Source organism: Streptomyces sp. NBC_01446 (assembly GCF_026340095.1).
Classification (GTDB): domain Bacteria; phylum Actinomycetota; class Actinomycetes; order Streptomycetales; family Streptomycetaceae; genus Streptomyces; species Streptomyces aureus.
The window spans coordinates 802,923-821,662 of sequence record NZ_JAPEPO010000003.1 but is presented as its reverse complement, the minus strand read 5'-3'; the positions used below and the strand labels follow the sequence as shown (position 1 = coordinate 821,662).

General features: G+C 69.4%; 24 protein-coding genes and 2 pseudogenes. 11 read left to right on the top strand and 15 right to left on the bottom strand.

The window, feature by feature from the left end; translation table 11 throughout:
• Window positions 1-75 precede the first annotated feature (75 nt).
• The 3 genes from OG456_RS48440 to OG456_RS48430 all read right to left on the bottom strand — a co-directional run bounded on the left by OG456_RS48440 (window position 76) and on the right by OG456_RS48430 (window position 2,346).
• Entirely contained in the window at window positions 76-729 is a 654-nt protein-coding gene (locus OG456_RS48440; protein ID WP_266571475.1) for a CBS domain-containing protein, read from the bottom strand.
• Between the two features lie 36 nt (window positions 730-765).
• The gene (locus OG456_RS48435) at window positions 766-939 is read right to left on the bottom strand and encodes a hypothetical protein (RefSeq protein WP_323136479.1); all 174 of its coding nucleotides are present in this window, start codon (window positions 937-939) and stop codon (window positions 766-768) included.
• A gap of 843 nt (window positions 940-1,782) precedes the next feature.
• Window positions 1,783-2,346, bottom strand: a complete 564-nt coding sequence (locus OG456_RS48430) for a hypothetical protein (protein ID WP_266571474.1) — start codon at window positions 2,344-2,346, stop codon at window positions 1,783-1,785.
• A 590-nt stretch (window positions 2,347-2,936) separates the two neighbouring features.
• Here OG456_RS48430 and OG456_RS48425 point away from each other — a divergent pair.
• The gene (locus OG456_RS48425; RefSeq protein ID WP_266571473.1) at window positions 2,937-3,485 is read left to right on the top strand and encodes an ABATE domain-containing protein; all 549 of its coding nucleotides are present in this window, start codon (window positions 2,937-2,939) and stop codon (window positions 3,483-3,485) included.
• A 53-nt stretch (window positions 3,486-3,538) separates the two neighbouring features.
• Here OG456_RS48425 and OG456_RS48420 read toward each other — a convergent pair whose 3' ends face one another.
• Both OG456_RS48420 and OG456_RS48415 read right to left on the bottom strand, forming a co-directional pair.
• The gene (locus tag OG456_RS48420; protein ID WP_266571472.1) at window positions 3,539-4,384 is read right to left on the bottom strand and encodes a prephenate dehydratase; all 846 of its coding nucleotides are present in this window, start codon (window positions 4,382-4,384) and stop codon (window positions 3,539-3,541) included.
• Between the two features lie 584 nt (window positions 4,385-4,968).
• Entirely contained in the window at window positions 4,969-6,030 is a 1,062-nt protein-coding gene (locus OG456_RS48415; protein WP_266571471.1) for an alpha/beta fold hydrolase, read from the bottom strand.
• 410 nt (window positions 6,031-6,440) lie between these two features.
• On the opposite strand from OG456_RS48415, the gene OG456_RS48410 reads away from it, so the two are divergent.
• The 3 genes from OG456_RS48410 to OG456_RS48400 all read left to right on the top strand — a co-directional run bounded on the left by OG456_RS48410 (window position 6,441) and on the right by OG456_RS48400 (window position 7,251).
• Window positions 6,441-6,641 carry a hypothetical protein gene (locus tag OG456_RS48410; RefSeq protein WP_266571470.1) on the top strand — a complete coding sequence of 67 codons (201 nt, stop codon included), beginning with the start codon at window positions 6,441-6,443 and terminating at the stop codon, window positions 6,639-6,641.
• An 88-nt stretch (window positions 6,642-6,729) separates the two neighbouring features.
• Complete coding sequence (locus OG456_RS48405; protein ID WP_266571469.1) at window positions 6,730-6,948, top strand: hypothetical protein; 219 nt, start codon at window positions 6,730-6,732, stop codon at window positions 6,946-6,948.
• A 48-nt stretch (window positions 6,949-6,996) separates the two neighbouring features.
• Complete coding sequence (locus OG456_RS48400; RefSeq protein WP_266571468.1) at window positions 6,997-7,251, top strand: hypothetical protein; 255 nt, start codon at window positions 6,997-6,999, stop codon at window positions 7,249-7,251.
• Between the two features lie 64 nt (window positions 7,252-7,315).
• Here OG456_RS48400 and OG456_RS48395 read toward each other — a convergent pair whose 3' ends face one another.
• The gene (locus tag OG456_RS48395) at window positions 7,316-7,471 is read right to left on the bottom strand and encodes a hypothetical protein (RefSeq protein WP_266571467.1); all 156 of its coding nucleotides are present in this window, start codon (window positions 7,469-7,471) and stop codon (window positions 7,316-7,318) included.
• 282 nt (window positions 7,472-7,753) lie between these two features.
• On the opposite strand from OG456_RS48395, the gene OG456_RS48390 reads away from it, so the two are divergent.
• Window positions 7,754-8,707 (top strand): phosphotransferase family protein, encoded by a 954-nt coding sequence (locus tag OG456_RS48390; protein WP_266571466.1) that lies wholly within the window; start codon window positions 7,754-7,756, stop codon window positions 8,705-8,707.
• A 111-nt stretch (window positions 8,708-8,818) separates the two neighbouring features.
• Here OG456_RS48390 and OG456_RS48385 read toward each other — a convergent pair.
• Window positions 8,819-9,070 (bottom strand): annotated as a pseudogene (locus OG456_RS48385) (GNAT family N-acetyltransferase); the annotation flags it as partial.
• Window positions 9,071-9,164: 94 nt separating this feature from the next.
• On the opposite strand from OG456_RS48385, the gene OG456_RS48380 reads away from it, so the two are divergent.
• Complete coding sequence (locus OG456_RS48380) at window positions 9,165-10,625, top strand: FG-GAP repeat protein (RefSeq protein ID WP_266571465.1); 1,461 nt, start codon at window positions 9,165-9,167, stop codon at window positions 10,623-10,625.
• Between the two features lie 742 nt (window positions 10,626-11,367).
• Window positions 11,368-11,562, top strand: a complete 195-nt coding sequence (locus OG456_RS48370; RefSeq protein WP_266571464.1) for a DUF5988 family protein — start codon at window positions 11,368-11,370, stop codon at window positions 11,560-11,562.
• A 124-nt stretch (window positions 11,563-11,686) separates the two neighbouring features.
• On the opposite strand, the gene OG456_RS48365 is transcribed toward OG456_RS48370, so the two are convergent.
• From OG456_RS48365 to OG456_RS48335, 7 genes and pseudogenes are all read right to left on the bottom strand, one after another.
• On the bottom strand, window positions 11,687-12,040 hold the full coding sequence (locus OG456_RS48365; protein ID WP_266571463.1) for a substrate-binding domain-containing protein: 354 nt from the start codon (window positions 12,038-12,040) through the stop codon (window positions 11,687-11,689).
• 8 nt (window positions 12,041-12,048) lie between these two features.
• Window positions 12,049-12,276 (bottom strand): annotated as a pseudogene (locus tag OG456_RS48360) (LacI family transcriptional regulator); the annotation flags it as partial.
• Window positions 12,277-12,378: 102 nt separating this feature from the next.
• Window positions 12,379-12,666, bottom strand: coding sequence for a hypothetical protein (locus tag OG456_RS48355; RefSeq protein ID WP_266571462.1), 288 nt, complete (start codon window positions 12,664-12,666; stop codon window positions 12,379-12,381).
• Between the two features lie 83 nt (window positions 12,667-12,749).
• The gene (locus tag OG456_RS48350; protein ID WP_266571795.1) at window positions 12,750-12,911 is read right to left on the bottom strand and encodes an ROK family protein; all 162 of its coding nucleotides are present in this window, start codon (window positions 12,909-12,911) and stop codon (window positions 12,750-12,752) included.
• A gap of 17 nt (window positions 12,912-12,928) precedes the next feature.
• Window positions 12,929-13,228: a hypothetical protein gene (locus tag OG456_RS48345; RefSeq protein ID WP_266571461.1), complete on the bottom strand. Its 300-nt coding sequence runs from the start codon at window positions 13,226-13,228 to the stop codon at window positions 12,929-12,931.
• On the bottom strand, window positions 13,222-13,350 hold the full coding sequence (locus tag OG456_RS48340; RefSeq protein ID WP_266571460.1) for a hypothetical protein: 129 nt from the start codon (window positions 13,348-13,350) through the stop codon (window positions 13,222-13,224). Before OG456_RS48340 ends, OG456_RS48345 begins: the two co-directional genes overlap by 7 nt.
• A gap of 73 nt (window positions 13,351-13,423) precedes the next feature.
• Window positions 13,424-13,603, bottom strand: a complete 180-nt coding sequence (locus OG456_RS48335; RefSeq protein ID WP_266571459.1) for an amino acid permease C-terminal domain-containing protein — start codon at window positions 13,601-13,603, stop codon at window positions 13,424-13,426.
• Between the two features lie 514 nt (window positions 13,604-14,117).
• Here OG456_RS48335 and OG456_RS48330 point away from each other — a divergent pair.
• Both OG456_RS48330 and OG456_RS48325 read left to right on the top strand, forming a co-directional pair.
• Window positions 14,118-14,792, top strand: coding sequence for a FadR/GntR family transcriptional regulator (locus OG456_RS48330; protein ID WP_266571458.1), 675 nt, complete (start codon window positions 14,118-14,120; stop codon window positions 14,790-14,792).
• A 211-nt stretch (window positions 14,793-15,003) separates the two neighbouring features.
• Entirely contained in the window at window positions 15,004-15,819 is an 816-nt protein-coding gene (locus OG456_RS48325; RefSeq protein ID WP_266571457.1) for a phosphotransferase, read from the top strand.
• A 118-nt stretch (window positions 15,820-15,937) separates the two neighbouring features.
• Here OG456_RS48325 and OG456_RS48320 read toward each other — a convergent pair whose 3' ends face one another.
• The gene (locus OG456_RS48320; RefSeq protein WP_266571456.1) at window positions 15,938-17,086 is read right to left on the bottom strand and encodes an NAD(P)/FAD-dependent oxidoreductase; all 1,149 of its coding nucleotides are present in this window, start codon (window positions 17,084-17,086) and stop codon (window positions 15,938-15,940) included.
• Window positions 17,087-17,326: 240 nt separating this feature from the next.
• Between OG456_RS48320 and OG456_RS48315 the strand changes: the two genes are divergently transcribed.
• Both OG456_RS48315 and OG456_RS48310 read left to right on the top strand, forming a co-directional pair.
• Window positions 17,327-17,902 carry a TetR/AcrR family transcriptional regulator gene (locus OG456_RS48315; protein WP_266571455.1) on the top strand — a complete coding sequence of 192 codons (576 nt, stop codon included), beginning with the start codon at window positions 17,327-17,329 and terminating at the stop codon, window positions 17,900-17,902.
• Between the two features lie 367 nt (window positions 17,903-18,269).
• Window positions 18,270-18,728 carry a MarR family winged helix-turn-helix transcriptional regulator gene (locus OG456_RS48310; RefSeq protein ID WP_266571454.1) on the top strand — a complete coding sequence of 153 codons (459 nt, stop codon included), beginning with the start codon at window positions 18,270-18,272 and terminating at the stop codon, window positions 18,726-18,728.
• Window positions 18,729-18,740: the final 12 nt, after the last annotated feature.

Genomic DNA, 18,740 nt, shown 5'->3' with positions numbered 1-18,740 from the left:
AGAATTCACCAGCTGTTGATCACCAAGTGCATCAGTCGCTGCGCACCAACCTCCGCGGCCGCTTGCCGAACAGCCTTACCCTCCGTCGCCTGGAGTGAGTCGGCAGTCCAGGCCGACGATGCCCTCGACGCCCCGCACCAGGCGCGCGGCGAGCGGAATCCGGGTCGCGTCCTGCACCCGCCCGGTCAGGGTCGCGACGCCATCGACCACCGTGATGTGCACGGGCTCCACAGGAGCCGGGAACAGGACATCGAGGACGTCCCGACGTATCTCGTCGGCAAGGTCGTTGTCCGGGCGCAGGAACACTTTGAGCAGGTCGCCTCGGCTGACCACGCCTTCGAGCACGCCCTCGGCGTTCACCACGGGCAGCCGCTTGACGTGCCGGAGCGCCATGACGCGTGCCGCCTCGGCGAGCGTGGCGTCGGCGTGGACGGTGACGGCCGGAGTGCTCATCAGCTCCTCGGCGCACACTGCCCCGGCCTTGGCCATGTCGGCCAGACGGTGCAGCTGGGTGACCCGGTCCGGATCGATGTCCCGGAACCCCTCCTTGGGCAGCAGATCTGCCTCGGACACGACTCCGATCACCCGGCCGTCGCCCTCCAGCACGGGAACGGCACTGACCTTCCATCGTTCCATGCGTTCGACGAGGTCCTTGAACAGAGCCTTGCGGCCCACAGCGACCACGGCGCGCGTCATCACGTCACTCACAATGTGGGGGCTGGTGTCCATGTTCTCCTCCTTGAATGCCGACGTGGGGCCACGTGGTCATGTCAGACCACCACCGCCGTGCGGGGCGTAGAGGTCCATCAGCACGATGCGCGACGCGTGCAGCCGATCGGTGACCACGAGCCCGACCCAGACCGCGATGGCCAAGCCGAACGCGGGGGCCTCCGCGCACATCGCACGCACCGCCTCGCCGTCCAAGTCCCAGCTTCGCACCGGGCTCGTCACCTCGGAGCCCAGGTGCCGGATGCACGGCGGGGAGGGCCGCGTTCATGGTGGTGACGGTAGTCATCGCACCGGGCTCCCTTCACCGCTCCTGTTCCCAGCGTGGGTGCGCCGGGCACTCGGCACCACGGGCCACACGGGTCCGACCGGGGGTCCTTTCGGCTCCGGTGCACATCCACGGCTCGTCGAGGAGAAGCCGGAGTTGTCGGGCCGCTGGGCGGGGACCGGGGGTTCGTGGAACGGTCACCGTGACCGCTCCACGAACGCTTCGCATTCTTCGCAGCTCGGATGCCATAGCTTGACCTGCAGTTTCGGAGTTCAGTAACAGGCTCCGACAGATGGCCGCAGCACGGTGATCAAGCGCGGAGCAGGTCGCTGACCTGTGCGCCACCGAGGGGCGTTGTCGCGGTAAGAGGCGGCGGATTGGCTGAGCCACCGGGGCGGCTGTCCGCAAGACTGCGATCACGTATGCCCGCACGTCGCGCGCGGACGCCGACTGCGCGCCTGTACGTGCAGAGTGGCCGACGCGTTGGTGGCCGAGGTTAGCGACGGCACCGCCGGTTTCGACATCCGCGCGACCACGTCCCAGAGCGACGTCACCGCTCGCAGCCTTTGTCGTTGCCGAGTCAGGGCGGGTGTGAGTGGGCTCCAGTGGGAGTCACACCCGGAGATGGTCATGTGTCGCGTCGAGAGATATGTCGACCTCCACGTCGACCTCGACCTCGACCTCGGCCCCGCCTCCGCGGGTGGCTGGACGACGCAACATGGCCGGCCGTTTCGCGGCACCGGCCATGTTCGAGGGAGGGAGCGGCGGATCTGTCCGGGCTGTCGCGGTTACTGCGCGTCCGACTTCACGCGTGTGTACATCACGGAACGCTGCTGCCTGTGGCGCCGGATACGGCCCTTGGCAACGAGAGCCTCCAGGGTGTTGCGGACCACCTGCGGGGTCGGAGTCCGGTCCGGGTGCTTCTCCAGTAGTTCGTCGCGGAGTTCCTTCGCAAGACGGGGCTTGTCGGACGCTGCGAGCAGCTCCGTCAGGAGTTCACCGAGCAGGGGCTGGCGCTGTTTCCCCTGGGTGCCCGCCTTGCCGATGCTCTTGGCCGACCGCGTCGCGGCAGGGCGACGGGCCTTGCCGGCAGTAGCGGTCGCGGGTTTGCCGGAGGAGCGCCCGCGCGTGAACGTGGCTTCTTCCTGGGGCTGTTCGGGCAGCGGTGGTGCCTCCGTGAGGTCGTTTAGCCGCTCCGTGAGGCTCAGGATGTCGGTCAGGAGCGCTTCCTCCTGCTTCAACATTTTGAGCTTGTCGAACAGTTCCTTTTGCCGCCGACGGTTCTCCTTCAAGTCCGATGCCGCCTGCTCGACGTACCGCAACCGGAGCGTCTCGGCTGAGTGGCTGGGCACAACCGGTTCACTCTCCCTTGGGATGAAATGGGTGGCACACATGGTACCCAGGGCGGTGACGGTCACTGAAGCCTGCGAGAAGCTGCCTCCCCCGCTGGTCTGGGGCCTCTCTTCCGAACACATTCGTGTGTGGCAAGAGATGTCGACGCCGGCTCGGCGCCTATGTGTCTGTCTCTGGTTGCCGTGCGCTGACCTGCGCACTGACGGCTCTTCACCGTCGCGCGCCACCTGATCATCGGCTGAGTCCGCAATCCGCACGTGGCCAGGTGAGTGGCGGGCGCCCTGCACGAGGATCCGCCGTCTCGGCACCATGGCATCGACAGGGCCGAGGATTTCCTCGTCACCGGCTCGCTGCTGCCCGGACTGTCGCCGGAGCATCGTGCGGCCGTGGTCCGCATCTATCCGCGACCGGACTATCTACGAGACTGTCGGCATCCTCGGAGTGCTGACAGGTACGGTCAAGTCCCGTCGGCACGGCGCGATCCGTTGACTGCGCGCTGCCTCGGGCGCGACGCATGTGGATCGCCCGAGAATTGTGGGGAGTTGGCCGGGGCGTTGCATATTCATCAGTCACCGGTCAACATGGTGACGTGAACCATGCATTCCCTTGTGGGACGCTCCCACTTGACTTCGTCGGCACTCTGCGTGCGCGCCGCAATGCCGCACCGGCAGAGAAGCTTGCCACGCCCGACCTGCTCGACGACTGGTTTGTCGAGTCCAAGATGCTCGATGCCCCACCGGACGCGGACGAGGTCGATCTGGAGACCGCGATCGACCTGCGTGAGGTGATCTACTCGCTGGTGGCGGCGCGCCTCGCGGCCGAGTCCCTGCCCGCCGCCGATGTCGCCGAGCTGAACCGGCACGCCGCGGGCCTGCCCGTGAAGGCGCAGCTCAGGTCGGACGGAGTGGTGCACACGGGGTCCGTCTCCCAGGGCCTCGCGGCCCTCGCGCGGGAGACGGTCGAGATTCTCGGCGGCGACGTAGGCGCGCTGCTACGGGAGTGCGCCCGCCCCGAGTGCACCCAGGTCTACCTCGACCGTTCGCGAGGCCACCGGCGCGAGTGGTGCGCCATGAGGACCTGCGGCAACCGAGTCAAGGCCGCCGCCTACCGGGCGCGCCAGAGCGGCGCCACGGTCTGACAGGCGACTGCCCGGCCGGGCTCACGTGAAGGCGGCCGCCGAGTCGCGGTGCCTCAGGCGGTTCGCTCGCGCAGCCGGTGCGGGTGCGCCGGGTAGACGCCGAGGACGCGGACCTCGGAGGAGAAGAAGCGCAGCTCCTGCAGGGCGAGCGCGACACCGGGCTCGTCGGGGTGTCCCTCGACTTCGACGTAGAAGCAACTGGGGTTGAGACCGGCGCCCATCTGGTAGCTCTCGATCTTGGTCAGGTTCACCGCGTTGCTGGCGAAGCCGCCAAGGGCCTTGTAGAGGGCGCTGGGGATGTTCCGTACGGCGAAGAACAGGCTCGTCATCGTCGGCTCGCCCGTGACTGGGGCGAAGACCGCGTCGCGGGAGAGGATGACGAAGCGCGTGGTGTTGTCCGGGTCGTCCTCGACTCCCGCCTGCAGTACTTCCAGACCGTAGTGTCGTGCCGCGGCGGGCGGGGCGAGCGCCGCGTGCCGGACATCGCCCAGCTCCGCCACCTCACGCGCCGCGCCCGCCGTGTCGTCGGTGACGAGCGTGCGCCAGCCGCCCGTGCGCAGCACCTTCCGGCACTGGCCGAGCGCGTGCACATGACTGCGGACGCACTCGACCTGGTCGAGCGAGGCTCCGGGGACGCCCACGAGGTCGAAGTGGATGGCGAGGAAGTACTCGGCGATGACGAAGAGTCCCGATTCCGGCAGCAGATGGTGCACGTCGGCGACGCGTCCGGCGGCCGAGTTGTCCACGGGGATCACCGCCACGTCGGCGGCGCCGAGCGTCACCGCGTCCAGAGCCTGCTCGAAGTTCGTGCAGGGAAGCTCGACGCATCCGGGGAACAGGTTCTGGGCACCGGTCGCCGAGTTGGATGCGTATTCGCCCTGGTATGCGACTCTCGTCACGGGATGTCACCTTCGGTGGGAGAGCTGGCGCCGTCGGTCAGCAGGAGATCCACCGTAGACCGAACGTGGTGAAGCGCCGCGAAGCTGTCCACGACGAGAGACTCGAGAGGGCGTGCCGGTCCTCGTCCGTCGAGGGAGACAGGCCCGCGTGCTCGCATGCGGCCCTCGCGACGCGGTGCACCAGAGCGGCGGCCCGCCGGCAGCAGGCCCACCATGCGGCACCGCTGCTCGCGGGCGGCTCGGCGGGGCCCGGGACGGTGCCGGGCGGACCTGGGTCGAACGGTATGGCCAGGTCTACCGGTTCGGTCGACTCGGTGGGCAGCGTGATCTCGGGACATGGTGAAGTAGTTGGTCGAGGCGATGCGGTCGGCGGTTCGACGGTCAGCTCGGTGGTGAGGGCGTGCAGCGCGGTCGTGCTTCCGCCGGGCCCCAGGCCACGGCGCCTGGGCCGCGAGGTCCCGCAGTTGGGCGGTGGGCAGGTGGTCCCACAGAGCTTCGGTCATCGGCGCGGGCTTTCTGCGAGTGGGTTCGCCCGCGGCGGATGCTCCGGGGCCGTCCGCGCACGGACCGGCCACTGGCTCCCTTCAGAAGTGGTCCACGTCGACGACGGCCTGGGCGAACGCCGTCGGTGCCTCCTGCGGCAGGTTGTGTCCGACGGCCAGCGTGCGGTGCTCGTACTTCCCGGTGAACATGGTGCGGTACCCCGCTCCGTCGCCGGGTGCGGTGAACGGGTCGTACTGGGCGTCGATGGTAATGGTGGGCACCGCGATGGTGGGCGCCTGAGCCAGCCTGGCCTCGTAGCTGTCGTAGCGCCGCTCGCCCTCGGCCAGGTAGAGACGCCAGCGGTAGTTGTGGATGACGATCGCGGCGTAATCGGGGTTCTCGAAGGCGGCTTCGGTGCGCTCGAAGGTGACGTCGTCGAAGTTCCACGTCGGCGAGACGGTCTGCCACACCAGCTTGGTCAGGTCATGGCGGAGGTCTTGCCGCTCCATGGCCTTCTTGCCGCGCTCGGTGGCGAAGTAGTACTGGTACCACCAGGTGTGCTCGGCGGCCGGCGCGATCGGTTCCAGCTGCGCCTCGCGGTTGGTGATGAGGTAGCCGCTCACCGATACCAGGGCCTTGACCCGCTCGGGCCACAGGGCCGCGAGGATGTCGCCGGTCCGCGAGCCCCAGTCGAAGCCGGCGACCACGGCCTTGTCGATCTTGAGGGCGTCCATCAGCGCGATGATGTCCAGGGCGATCGCCGACTGCTGTGCGTTGCGGAACGTGCGGGAGGAAAGGAAGCGCGTCGTGCCGTGGCCCCGTAGGTACGGGACGATCACTCGGTAGCCCTGGTCGGCCAGAAGCGGAGCGACGTCGACGTAGCTGTGGATGTCGTAGGGCCAGCCATGCAGACAGATGACGGCCGGCCCGTGGGCGGGTCCGAGCTCGGCGTAGCCGACGTTCAGCAAACCCGCCTTGATCTGCTTGAGCGAGGGGAAGGAGGTGTGTGTGCCCGGGGTCAGGGGCGCCACGACGGGAACCCTGCCGCCGTGGTTCGGGGTGCTGGTGGAGGCGTGGGAAACCCCCTGCAGGCCGGCCAGGGAGACCGCGGCCGCTCCGGTGCCCAGGCCCATGGCCTTGTTGAAGGTACGCCTGTCGATCATGTGAAACCTTCCGTGCGCTCCGGGGGGATATGTGTCCATGCCGTTCGCGACGGCCAACATGTGAGCTGACTGTTACAGGTCGCGCGTCACCGGTCAAGCAGGTGATGGGCCGAACGGGAATTCAGGCCGTCACTCCTCTTCGCCCGCCTCGCGCGCCTCAGTGGCCTGGCGGCCGTAGCCGGCGCGGAGGGCTTCGGGGTGGCGATGGATCTGGTGCCTGGCCTGCCGATACTCCTCGACCCGCCGGGCGTGCCGGACCGCTGTTCGAGCCCTTGCCGCACATATGCCAGTCAGAGGTGGCGCGGAACTGAAGTAACCGTCTTGACAGGTTACGAAGGAGGGTGCAGGCTGGTTGTCGTCCAGGCAGCACGTCAGGGCATGATCGACGACTGATGAGATGGAGACGGTCCATGAGCAATACAGTCGCGATGGACACCGACACCGCCACGGCCGCACGGCACGCGCGGTACGGCAAGCTCCCTGCGCGAATCCGCTTCGAGGACATGACCGAGGAGGTTGAGGCCGAGGTGAACGTCGGGGCGAACGCCGCGTACGACCCTGAACGCTCGTGGAACTACTACTCGTGCCTGGCCTTGGACCTGGGGCTCTAGGTCAGCAGGAGGGTGAGATCGTGAATCCGTAGCCCGGCCGGTTCGTACGCCGAGGTGGCAAACTGGTGCTCGCCACGCGCGGAATTCGGTGCTGCATCCCCTACCTACGGGGGCACTCGCCCTCGCCCAGGAGCCGTTGGCGCCGTCCGTCGAGATGGGCTACTGGTACTTCTTCTGCTTCCTCACCGAGCGCGGGCAAATGGGGCTGACGCGCAACAGGGAGGACCTGGCTCGTGTCGTCTGGCAGCGGAACTCGCCCGAATGGCACGTCACTGACGCGGAGTTCGCGCAGGCCGCGCAGCTGTGACCCAACACCGACTACGTCGACGTCGTGATCCACGGCTACCGTCACCGCTTGGGTGAGGCCCCCGGGGCAGTCCCCTATGCGGAGCTGGAGCGGCGGCGGTTGCTGGACCAGCCGAAGAGCAGCGCTCCCACCGTCACGCTGGACGGAAAGGCCGACGGCGTCACGCCGTGGACAGACGGAAGTGGCTACGCCCCGCACTACCTGGGGTCCTGGGCGCACCACGTGGTTCCCGGCGCGGGCCGCAAACTTCCCCATGAGCGTCCCGAGGCGTCATTGCCGCGGTCCTGGAGATCCATGGCATGAGCTGATCCGATCCGATCCGATCCGATCCGATCCGATCTGATCTGATCCACGACCGGCGCCGGTCTCAGATGCCGAGCCCTATACGTTCGCGGCGCTCGAAGGACATCTGACGCCGGACGAGGTTGGTACGGCGGTGATGTCTCTGGCCGCTTGCGATGACGTTGATCCCACAGATGACCGTCCGCCGCGCCCTGACGACCCGCTCGGGGGCTTCCTCCATGGGCTCCTGACCATGGACCCACTGTTTGCGGCGGGCGGGCCGCAGGTGACGGTGTGGGGATGCTGAGCGTCATGGCCGCCACCCAGCAAAGTTCGCCCGCGGCCCGGCGGACCATCTCGCCCGGCAGTGCCGCTCTGAGTGGTGTTCGTGGAACGTCGCCGGGCGGGTGCGAAGGCTGGCTACGGGCTGCCTCGTGGCGGTTGGGTTTCTGATTGAGCAGTACGGCCATTTCCTGCATCAAAACCTTCGCGCGTGCCGCCGTCCGGGTGGTGAGGTGGCACGGTGACCAATCACGAGGAAGCGGCGGCTGTGCGACCGTTGACACTGGCTTGGGTGAACAGGCAACTGGAGGTCGGCGAGCGAATCGTCAGAACTGAGGCGCGGCGCGGCGGCATCACTGCCGAAATGCGGCGGCTGACCATCGGCACGCGGAACGCCGGCACGCGCGATCTGGTGCTGCGGACCTTCGTCAACGTGGAGCACGCCGAGGACTGGTTGAACAGGGAGGCCGGCGCCCTGACCCTGCTCCCGGGGACCGGGGTGCCGGCTCCTGGACTGGTCGCGGCTGATCCGACCGCCGCGCATTGCGAGTATCCATCGTTCCTGATGACACATCTGGCGGGCCGGACGGTCCTCGACGATGAGGGATTGGAGACGCGGGTCCCTCGGCTGGCCCGTCAACTCGTGGCGATCCACGCGTTGCGACCTGCCGAGCGACCCCGGGAGTATGTGGCATTGACGACCGCCGACACCGTCGTGACTCCGAACGGCGCCGACGCGGCGGCATGGGCCGCGGCGATCGACGTGATCCGCAGGCCCGCGCCGACGTATGAAGGGCGATTCCTGCACCGGGATTTCCACCCCGGCAACGTGCTGTTCGACGTGCCGCCCTCAAAGCCTGCAAGTGCCCGGATCACCGGCGTCGTCGACTGGGCGGCCACCTCCTGGGGCCCGGCGGATCTCGATGTGGCGCACTGCTCCACCAATCTCGCTCTGCTGCACGGTCCGGCGTGGGGCCAGCGGTTCGCTGAGGTGTATGAGGAGGCCGGCGGGGTACTGGCCGCGGCCGCGAGCGAGCGGCTGTACTGGCGGGTGCGGGACGGGCTGGCGTTCTCACAAGAAGTGCAAATGGTGTCGCAGCCATGGCGGGAGGCAGGGAGGACAGAGCTGACGACGCGAGCCGTGGAGGAGCGGCTGGATGCCTATGTCACCACCCTGATGAACGCGTTGGGCTGAGCAGTGGCGGTCCGGGGCGCGGCCCCGGCCTGGGTCCGCACCCCTTCCGGGACCCGGACGACGCCGTCGAGGACGACGAAGGCTGACGGCTGACACACCACCCCTTCCGGCGGCGCCCCACGCCTCGTACCGTTGCACCTCGGTGAACCCCAGCTTCGCCGCGAGGCGCATCGATCGGTGGTTGGCGGTCTGGGCGCAGAGCACCACCGGCTCGCCGGGTCGCGCGTCGGCGAACCAGCCGAGCGCCGCCGTGCACGCCTCGGAGGCGTAGCCGCGTCCCCATGCCTGCGGCAGGAGCAGGTAGCCGAGTTCGGCCTCCCCTGCATCGGGACGGACGCGGCTCCGGCGCTCCGGATCGCGCCGGAGCTCGCATCCGAGTCCGTATCAGCACAACCCTGGGCGCCCTCCGGATGTCCCACAGGTGAACTCCGCACCTCTCGGACCCCTTGGAGCCCACATGCGCACACGGATACGGACGTACGCCACAGCAGCCACCATCGTTGCTGCGGCCACTGCCGGGCTGACCCTTCCGGCCTCGGCCTCCGTTCCCGCGCGGACCGACGGCGACTTCAACGGCGACGGGTACGCGGACCTCGCCGTCGGCGTACCCGATGGCACGGTCAGCGGAAAGGCGAGAGCCGGCTACGTCAACATCGTCTGGGGCGGGCCGAAGGGAATCGGCGCTCACGGCAGCATCCGCATCAGCCAGGCCACCCCCGAGGTCCCCGGGACACCGGAGACGGGCGACCGCTTCGGGGGCTCCGTGGCCTTGGTGGACACGAGCGGCGACGGCATCGCGGAACTCCTCGTCGGCGCGCCCGGCGAGGACGTCACCGGCCGCGGCACGGACGCGGGCTCGGTCACCGCGGTGGGCGGGGCCAGCGGCGGTCCGGGCCCGGGTTCCGTCGTCCTCAACGGCCCCTCGGCGTCGGCGGCGTTCGGCCTGGCAGTCGCCGCGGCCGACCTGACCGGCGACGGCAACAAGGAGATCGTGATCGGCGGCAAGGACAAGGTCGTCGCTCGTGTCGCCCAGGGCGAAGACAGTATGGTCACCACGGTCGTCGCCGCCCCCATGGGCGGCCACGCCCCCATCCTCGCCACCGGCGACTTCACCGAGGACGGCACGGCGGACCTCGCGGTCGGGTACTGGACGAAGACCCCGTTCACCCAGTCCCACGTGCGCCTGTGGGCCTGGGACGCGACCGAGCAGGCCATGGCCAACACCTGGAACACCGACAACGCCGGCGTCTCCGCCCTCGCCGCGGGCGACTTCGACGGCGACGGCCACGACGACCTGGCCCTCGGTGAGTGCCGTGAGATCGCCGACGAGAACATCGACGACCCGTGCGGCCCCGAGGAGCTGGCCAAGGGCGGTGGCATCCACGTCCACTACGGGAACGCAACGCCCGGCAGCTTCGGGTTCCGTCAGCAGACCCTCAACCAGGACACGGTCGGCGTGGCGGGTGTCGCGGAGGACGGTGACCACTTCGGCGCCTCCCTTGCCGTCGCCGACATCGACCACGACGGCCGCGACGATCTGATCGCCGGCGCCCCCGGCGAGGCGATCGGCAGCCGCTCGGGCGCGGGCGCCGCTACCCTCCTGTTCGGCGGCCCGACCGGCCTCCTCGACGCGGGCGGCGAAGGCCACTCCGTCGGGTTCCAGCAGGACACCCCGCACGTACCGGGCGTCGCTGAAGCCGCAGACGCGTTCGGTGCCGCCGTCGCCACCGGCGACTACGACCACGACGGCAGGGCGGACGTGGCGGTCGGATCTCCGGGCGAGAACGCCGCCTCGGGCGGCGTGTGGCTGCTGCCCCGTGCGAGCGCCAACGGCTCCTCCGCCTTCACGCCCGCCAAGTTGGGCCTGCCCTCCCCGTCGAGCGCGCTCGCGTACGGCAGGTACCTCAGCGGCCAGTGACAGAGCTGTTCTCAGAGCCGGCCCCTGGGGCTCGTCCCCGGGGCCGGGACTGCGTGTGGCTCGCAGGTTCTGCCGGTGATGGACTCACCAGAGGCAGTGTCTGCAGCGCGGTGTCGCCGTAGATCGGTGCGCGCCGCCTGTGGTTCACAGGTCGCCGTGGCGCAGGCGCTCGTCGTCGAAGCGCCGCATGTCGACGGTGGTGTGGTGTTGTACTGACTCGACCCACGCGGCCATGAGGCCTCCGAATTCGACCAACCTCTGTCCTCGACGAGCGCGCCCATCACGAGCGTGTACGTCGCGGGGAAGAACAGCGTTTCCAGTTGGCCGTCGCGGTCAACCAAGTTGACGATTGCCCAGGGGTTGCCCTGCTTGGTCATCTTGCGCTGCGTGCTGGTGATGAGTCCGGCGAGCCGTACGACGCCTTCGGTGCGTCCGGAGGCGATCAGTTCGGAGATCGCGGTGTCCCGGTGGGCGGCCAGGATGGGTGTACGACTGTGTGGCGGCGCGGTGTACGTCGAGGGCAGCAGGGCCAGACCGTCAAGGCCGCCGACGGTTCGGTGGACCCGGCCGCGAGTATCACGCACGGCCCTGACAGCGTGGCGGCCAGTGTTGGGTCCGTCCTGATGAGCCCCCTCGCGGTGGTGAGGGCGCCGGCACGGAAAGATGCGGAGTGGCAGACGTGTCGGCGCGTCATGAAGGAGCCGGTCGGGCCTGCGGGGAAGATCTGGTCATGGTCGACGCGATGAAAGCAGTTCTCGAGGGCGGTCCTGACGATCTTCCTGAGCGGATCGTCTCCGTCTCCACGCCCGGGCTCGACATCAAAGTTCCCTTGCGCGGGGGGTACGAGCACTTCAAGGTCACGACACGTCAGGAGGAGACCTCGCAGGGCCTGTTGCCCGTGTACGAGTGGTGGGAGCGCACGGAACTGCCTGGGTAGGGTTTACGCACGCAGCGTGCGGTCCGAGTGCGGCGGGTGCCGACCACAACTCACAACCGACGCGACATGAGTTCCCCTGCCACTGGCTTCGAGTTGTGCATGTGGTGGGCGGTCCTCTGCGAGGTCAGGCGCCCGTGTGGTGCACGATCTGAGTGGGGACGACCGTCCTGCGCGGCGGCTGCCGTGGCGTGGCCGACTTCTCGTCGATGCGGTCCAGCAGCAGCCGGGCGGCGCGGCGCCCTACTTCGTCGGCGTCATAGGCGACGACGGTGACCGGCACGTCCAGCAGGTCTGCCATCTCGAAGTCGTCGAACGCGGCAAGCGCGGTGCCGCTGCGCAGGCCCCGCACGGCACGGTAAGCGCCGAGGGTGATGCGGTTGTTCGTGCAGAACAGTGCTGTCGGCGCGTCCGTGCGGTCGAGGAGTCGTGCGCCGCGGCCTCGGCCCCGGGGATGTCGTACGCGCCCCTGCTGATCCATTCCTCGCGGGGCGTCAGCCCGGCCTCCTCGTGGGCCGCCCAGTAGCCCCGGTAGCGCTCCGTGCCGGTGAACAGGGCGGGTGGATTGCCGACGAAGCCGATGAAGCGGTGGCCGTCGGCGATCAGCCGGGCGGTGGCCGCGTGAGCGCCGCCGAAGTCGTCGACGAGGACAGTGTCGGCCTCGATGCCGACGGGCGGGCGGCCCGCGAGGACGACCGGGGCGGCCCGGGCCGTCATCCTAGGTCCGGCGGACGGACGTCACGGACTGCCGACGTCACGAATCGTCGATGTCACGGTCGGCCGTCGCGCCCACCACGCGGCGCTCAGGAGGGGCGCGTCCTAGGGGCGCAGCGCCGTACGCACCGTCAGGCGCCGGGCCGAAGACGTATCGGGCCCCTCGGCGAGACCGATGCGCAGCGGCACCTCGATCAGGTGCCAGGACGCGGCGATCGAGCCGCCCCCGACGAGCGCCGTGGCCTCGAAGCGGTCGATCCATGGGGCGAGCGTCTCGCCGAGAGCGCGGAAGGCGTGGTCGAGGACCACGCGCGCGCAACCGGTCTCCGCCGCGAGCCAGCTCCGCGATGGTGCGCACATCGGGTACGACATCCGGGTCGTCGAGCGCGGCACGGGCCTACGCGGCACGGATGCCCCGGCGCGAGCGGTGTCCTCCAACGGGCGGCCCAGTACGTGAGCAGGTGGGCGCTGCCGTCCTACGGGACGAGAGCTCCTTCGTTGACGGGCTCGCCGTGGTCGATGAACGCGGAGCCGATGCCGCTGCCGAGAGTGACGCACAGGGCGCGCTCGTGCCCGGCCGCGGCTCCGGCGGCGTACTCACCGATACCGAAGGCATCCGCGTCGTGGGGGAACCGCAGCGCGCCCGGCTCGAGGGTCAGGCGGTGTTGCAGTTCGGCGCGGAGGTCGACCCCCTAAACGACTCGAACTTGCCGACGCCCTGGAGCAGGCCGATCCCCGTCTCGTAGTCGAAGGGCCCCGGCACGGCCACGCCCCACGGCGCTGCGGCCGGGGCGGCCAGGCGGGCGGCCGTCGCGGCGACCGCGCCGAGGATCTCGTCGACGCCGCCCTGCGCGGGCAGCGGCGCCCTGACCTGCTCATGGACCATGCCCCCGTCGAGGTCGACGAGCGCAGCGGTGACGTGCGTGCCACCGATCTCCAGGACGGGCGTCACCATGCGATCACCCCCTGGCGGGCCGCCTCGCCGAGGCCGAGGTGGTGCGGGGCGCGGGCGTGGAGCGTGGCCTGGAACGCGTGGTAAAGGTCGGGCTTGCCGCGCGTGGCGGTCGCTCCTGTCACGCCCGGACCGGCGTCACCGTTCCATCGACCGGCACGGACCTGGGGTCATTTGGCCGGCGCCGCGTTACAGGGCTCACACGCGGCCCGACTGGTCGGGACTGAGTTCCGCGTCCGAGTCTGATGTCGACGGCTTTTCGGTGGTGGCGAAGCGGCTGTTGTGGCGGCCCCAAAGGAAATAGATGGCCAGACCGGCGGCCATCCAGGCCAGGTACCGGGCCCACGTGATCGTCGGAAGGCTGAGGATCAGCACCACGCGCGTGGTCGGTGACCACGATCCGTTCACCCGCGCGCAGCGGCAGGGAGGACAGCACGGCTGTGACGCCCGCGCTGGCGTTGGGGACCAGCGCCGTCGCCTCTTGTGGTGCGTGCAGCCAGTCGGCGATGGCGCACCGGGCCTGCGCCACACGTGCAGGCAGGTGGCGGAACCACGCGACCGGGTCGCGCCCGGCCTCCTCGCGCAGCGCCTGCTGCCACGCCCCGGTCGCCGACGGCACCGCACCGAAGGACCCGTGGTTGAGGTGGCGTACCGCTGGATCGAGTGACCAGTCGTCCAGTGCTGGGAGGCCGTCCGGCCGGAGAACCGGATCGGGTGCGAGGGCACGGAGGTCGGCTTGAGGCAAAACGAGGCTCCCTCAAAGTTGTCCGATGAGTTCATGGGGCAGTGGGAACGTAGCAGTACAGATACGCGCGACGGAATGGATGTGGCGCAGAGTCATACGATGACTTTGGAACGATAGGCTGCGCGACGCAGGGAAACGGGGGAGCGGATGACTGCCAAACAGGATGTAGTGGCCCAACTCCGGGCGCTCATCGCCTCAGGCGAGCTGACGCCCGGCCAGAAGCTGCCCGCGGAGCCCGCGCTCTGCGATCAGCTCGGAGCCTCCCGCGGCTCACTGCGCGAGGCCGTCCGCGAGCTCGAGGCGCTCGGCGTGCTCCAGGCCCGGCACGGCTCCGGCACCTATGTCTCCCAATTGCGCCCGGCCGAGATGATGCGAGGCTTCGCCGCCACTGTGGACCTGGTCCCGCTGGACGGCCTCCTCGAACTCGTCGAGATCCGCCGCGTCCTGGAGTCCCACGCGGCCGGGCAGGCCGCAGCGCGTGCCACTGCCGAACTCGACGCCGAGCTGTCCGAGTTGCTCGCAGCCATGGAGCGCGAGACCGACCACACCGCACTGAGCGACCTGGACGCCCGCTTCCACCAGCGGATCTGCGAAGCGGGCGGAAACGAGTCGCTGGCCGCACTGGTCGAGGTGTTCCGCTCGCGCGGCAGCCATTACGACATCTACTCGATCGAGGAGGTCCGCCGGGACAGCGACAAGGGCCACCGGGCCATCGCGGCGGCGATCACGGCACGCGACCCCATGGCCGCCGCGCTCGCCGCGGGGGCGCACATCACCCACACCCAGGACTGGTTGCGCCGCTTCCGCCCCCGGCCGCACTGACCCTCACCGAACGGCCGGCACCCGCAGCTGCGGTCAGATAGGGCGCACCGTCCGGAGCGCCCGCCCTGCGGCGATTGCGCGCACCGGCCCGGTATGCCGCGATCACGAGGAGAGGCGCTCAAGTTCGCCGAACACTCCGTGTGGGCACCGAAGTTCGAGCCACACATCGAGACCGGCCCGCCAGGGCCTGCCTGGCGGTAGCGTGGTCGGCATGACTGCTGAAGAGGAGCCGGCCGACGCTGAGTTACTGGTCGGCGGCATGGTGAACGCGGGAGCAGTCTTTCGCCGGGGTGCTCTGGTGGAACGCCCAGCGCCGCGGGCCGCTCGTGCCTTGCACGTTCATCTCCTCGCGCTGAAAGAGCACGGCTTTGACGGCGCCCCGACGCCGGTCCGTCTCACCGCGGACGGCCGCGAGCAGTTGACCTTCATCCCCGGCGATGTCGCACTGCCGCCGTTTCCGCGCTGGGTGATGGCAGAGACGGCGCTGAGATCGGTGGGAAGCCTGCTGCGACGCCTGCACGACGCCAGCGAGGCCATCCCGATCGGCATCGGTGACGGGTGGGCCCGGGACCTGGCCGACCCGGCGGGAGGAACGATGCTGTGCCACAACGACGTCTGCCCGGAGAACGTCGTCTTCCGCGACGGCCGCGCGTTTGCCCTGATCGATTTCGACATGGCGGCCCCGGGACGCCCTCTGTGGGACGTCGCCATGACTGCCCGCTACTGGGTTCCCATGCTCGATCCCGCATCTGCCGCCGCCATCTACCCGGAGGGCTTGGACGCCCCCGCTCGGCTGCGGATCCTCGCCGACAGCTACGGCCTCTCCTCACAGGAACGCGCCGAACTCCCCGGCGTCATCGAACAGGCCACCCAGACCTGCCGGGACTTCGTAGCCGACCGCGTAGCCGACGGTGACGCGAACTACGCCCGGGCGCTGACCGATCGTGGCGGCTGGGAACGCTGGGACCGCATGCAGGCCTGGCAGGCCGCGCACCGCGAGACGTTCTCGAACGCCCTGCTGCACTGACCAGCTGAGACTGTCAAAGGCAGGCTCAGCAGTATGGGCACTGCCCGAGTCCACTCTCCGGTTGCGTGTGCCAGTCGGGAATGTGCTCAACCTGCGCCGGCCCCGGGCGGCATCGGTACTACTGGCGCTGAGTCATGTGCTCGAGGGTTTGTTCCGCGCTGTCGGGTGCGAAGGCGCCGTCGATGCCCTCGGCTGCTCCTTCGGCGGCTTCGATCGAGCGGGGCCGGAGGGTGCTCTCGTAGGCGGTGATGGCCTTGTCGATGGTGGGGTGCTCGATGAGGGCGCGGGCGAGGTCGGCGCCGTCGCGCATGGCGAGGTTGGCGCCCATGCCGGAGAACGGGGACATCAGGTGGGCTGCGTCTCCCAGGAGGGTGACGCCGGGGGTGTGGTGCCAGGTGTGCGGGACGGGCAGGGCGTACAGCGGCCGGTTGGTGTACCCGGTATCGGTGTTGGTGATGAAACCGAGCAGGTCGTTGCTCCAGCCGGTGAACTCGTCGAGCAGTGCCTCACGTACGGCGTCGTTGTCGTTCAAGTCGAGGCCCCGCTGCTGGTGCCAGTCCTCGTCGGTGCGCATGCCGGCGTAGATGCGGATGCGGCCGCCGCTGCTGCGCTGGGCGACGAAGCCTTGGTTGTTGGCGAGGGCCATCATCGTTCCTTCGCCGGTGAGGGCGGCGAGCCCGGGGTGGCGGTGGTCGGCGTCGTCGAGGCCGGTTTCCACGAAGGTGACGCCGGTGTAGCGGGGTATCGCGTCGGAGAGCAGCGGGCGGATCTTGGACCAGGCGCCGTCGGCGCCGACGACGAGATCGGCGTCGTCAGTGGTGCCGTCTGCGAAGTGCAGACGATGGGTGCCCTCGCCGAGCGGTTCGGCGTGGGTGAGTTTGTGGCCCCAGCGAACGCTGTCGGGTGTGAGGGAGTCCAGGAGGAGGTCGCGTAGTTGGCCTCGGTCGATCTCGGGGTTGCCTTCGGCCGGGTCCGCCCGCGGTGGGGTGGCGTCGAACAGGGTGCGGCCGTCGCGGCTGACCAGGCGCATCTGCTGGCCCTCGGGGCGGGCCAGAGCGAGAAACTGTCCCCACAAGTCGGCTTCGTGCAGGGCGTGTTGGCCGGTGTCGGTGTGCATGTCAAGGGTGCCGCCCTGGTCGCGGTCGGTGCGGGACGCGTCGGTGTCGTGGACGGTTACGGGGATGCCGTGCCTCTGGAGGATGCGGGCACTGGTCAGGCCGCCGGGCCCGGCTCCGATGATCGCGATGCGGGGGACGGGTGTGTTCATGAGGGCGCCTTCTCTCGGTTCTCTGTGGGCGGGCGTTGCGCTGGGAACGGTGAGGGCTGGGCGCCGGTGGGGCTGCTTTCGGGCATGGCGCCAGCGCCTCTATCGGGGATCACAGGGCTGGGGGAGGTGGATGTCGCCGGGGCGTCGCCTCACCGGTCTGCGCAACCACAAAAACACACTCACCAAGAAAGTGCAACGACACAACTTTTTACGTCGTCTGTTTTTCTGTACGATGCCGGCATGACCGCACCCGTCGGACGCCGCGAGCGCAAGAAGGCGGCCACGCGCCAGGCGCTGGCCGACACCGCCCTGAACCTGTTCCTGGAGCACGGCTACGACCACGTCACCATCCGCGACATCGCGGAGGCCGTGGACGTGTCGACGACCACGCTGCTCAAGTACTTCGCCACAAAGGAAGCACTCGTCTTCGATGAGGACACCGAGCAGGAGGCCGCCCTCGTCAGCGCCGTCCGCGACCGGCCGGAAGGCCAGAGCATCCCCCAGGCGCTGTGCGCCCACATCAAGCACGTCCGCATCAGCGCCGACGACTCGGACGCGCGGTTCGCCGCCTTCGTCCGACTCGTCAACACCACGCCCGCCCTGGGTGAGTACGCACACCGCATGTGGATGCGCCACGAGGACGCCCTCGCCTGCGCCATCGCCGAGGCCACCGGCAGCCGACCTGACGACTACCGGTGCGCTGCCCTCGCCCACTTCGCCCTGGAGAGCTCGGCCTTCGCCCAGCGCGCCGACGACCCCGAACGTGCTGTGGACACTGCCTTCGCACTCCTCGAACACGGCTGGGGTGTCGCGTAGCGGATCGCGCGGCGTATGAAGTCAACGCCTTCGCACAGCTGCGGCCGCCGGCTCGACGACGTCTCCTGCCGTGAGGGGGGGCGTGACGGAACTGCCGGCACCCAGGGGGAGTTGGGGCGCGCCGGCGTAGAGGTTGCGCCGGCGCTTCGACGTACTCGATGCAGCTGGTGCTTCGGCGAGTCGGCGGGGGTGGGCCGCGCCGGGGGTTGTTATTGCGCGGCGCGGCGCTGGACCACGACGCGTTCTTCGCCCAGGTCGAGCTGCGCTCGCACCGTGTGGGATCCGATGAAGCCGAGCTGCCCCCGGTGCCGCGGATCATTGCTTGCCCTTTCCGGTCCCGTCGTTGTCTTCGTAATCACGCCGAGGCGTGTGTCCTGGCCGAGGCGGTGATGAATTCGTCGACGAAGCGCAGACGCAGCGGGACGCGGGCATCAGCCAGTTCGACTACGTGGTGATGTCCGCGCTGTCGATGGCGCCGGAGCGCACTCTGCGTATGAGCGAGGTCGCCCAGTACGCCGGCAGCACGCTCTCCCGGCTGTCCAACGTGGTCAGCCGGCTGGAGAAGCGCGGTTGGGTACGCCGCCACCCCGACCCTTCCGACGGCCGTTCCACCCTGGCCTCCCTCACCGACGACGGCAGGGACAAGGCTGTGGCGGCGGCCCCTGGCCACATCGACGCGGTGCGCCGTCTGATCTTCGACCCGCTGACCAAGGCGCAGCAGCGCCGGCTCGGCGCCGTGTCCCAGCGCATCCTCGGCGCGCTGCAGGCCCCGTGTCCCACCGACTGGCCATCACCTGGTGCCGCCCCCGCGGCCGACCGGGACTGATCGGGCTGCACA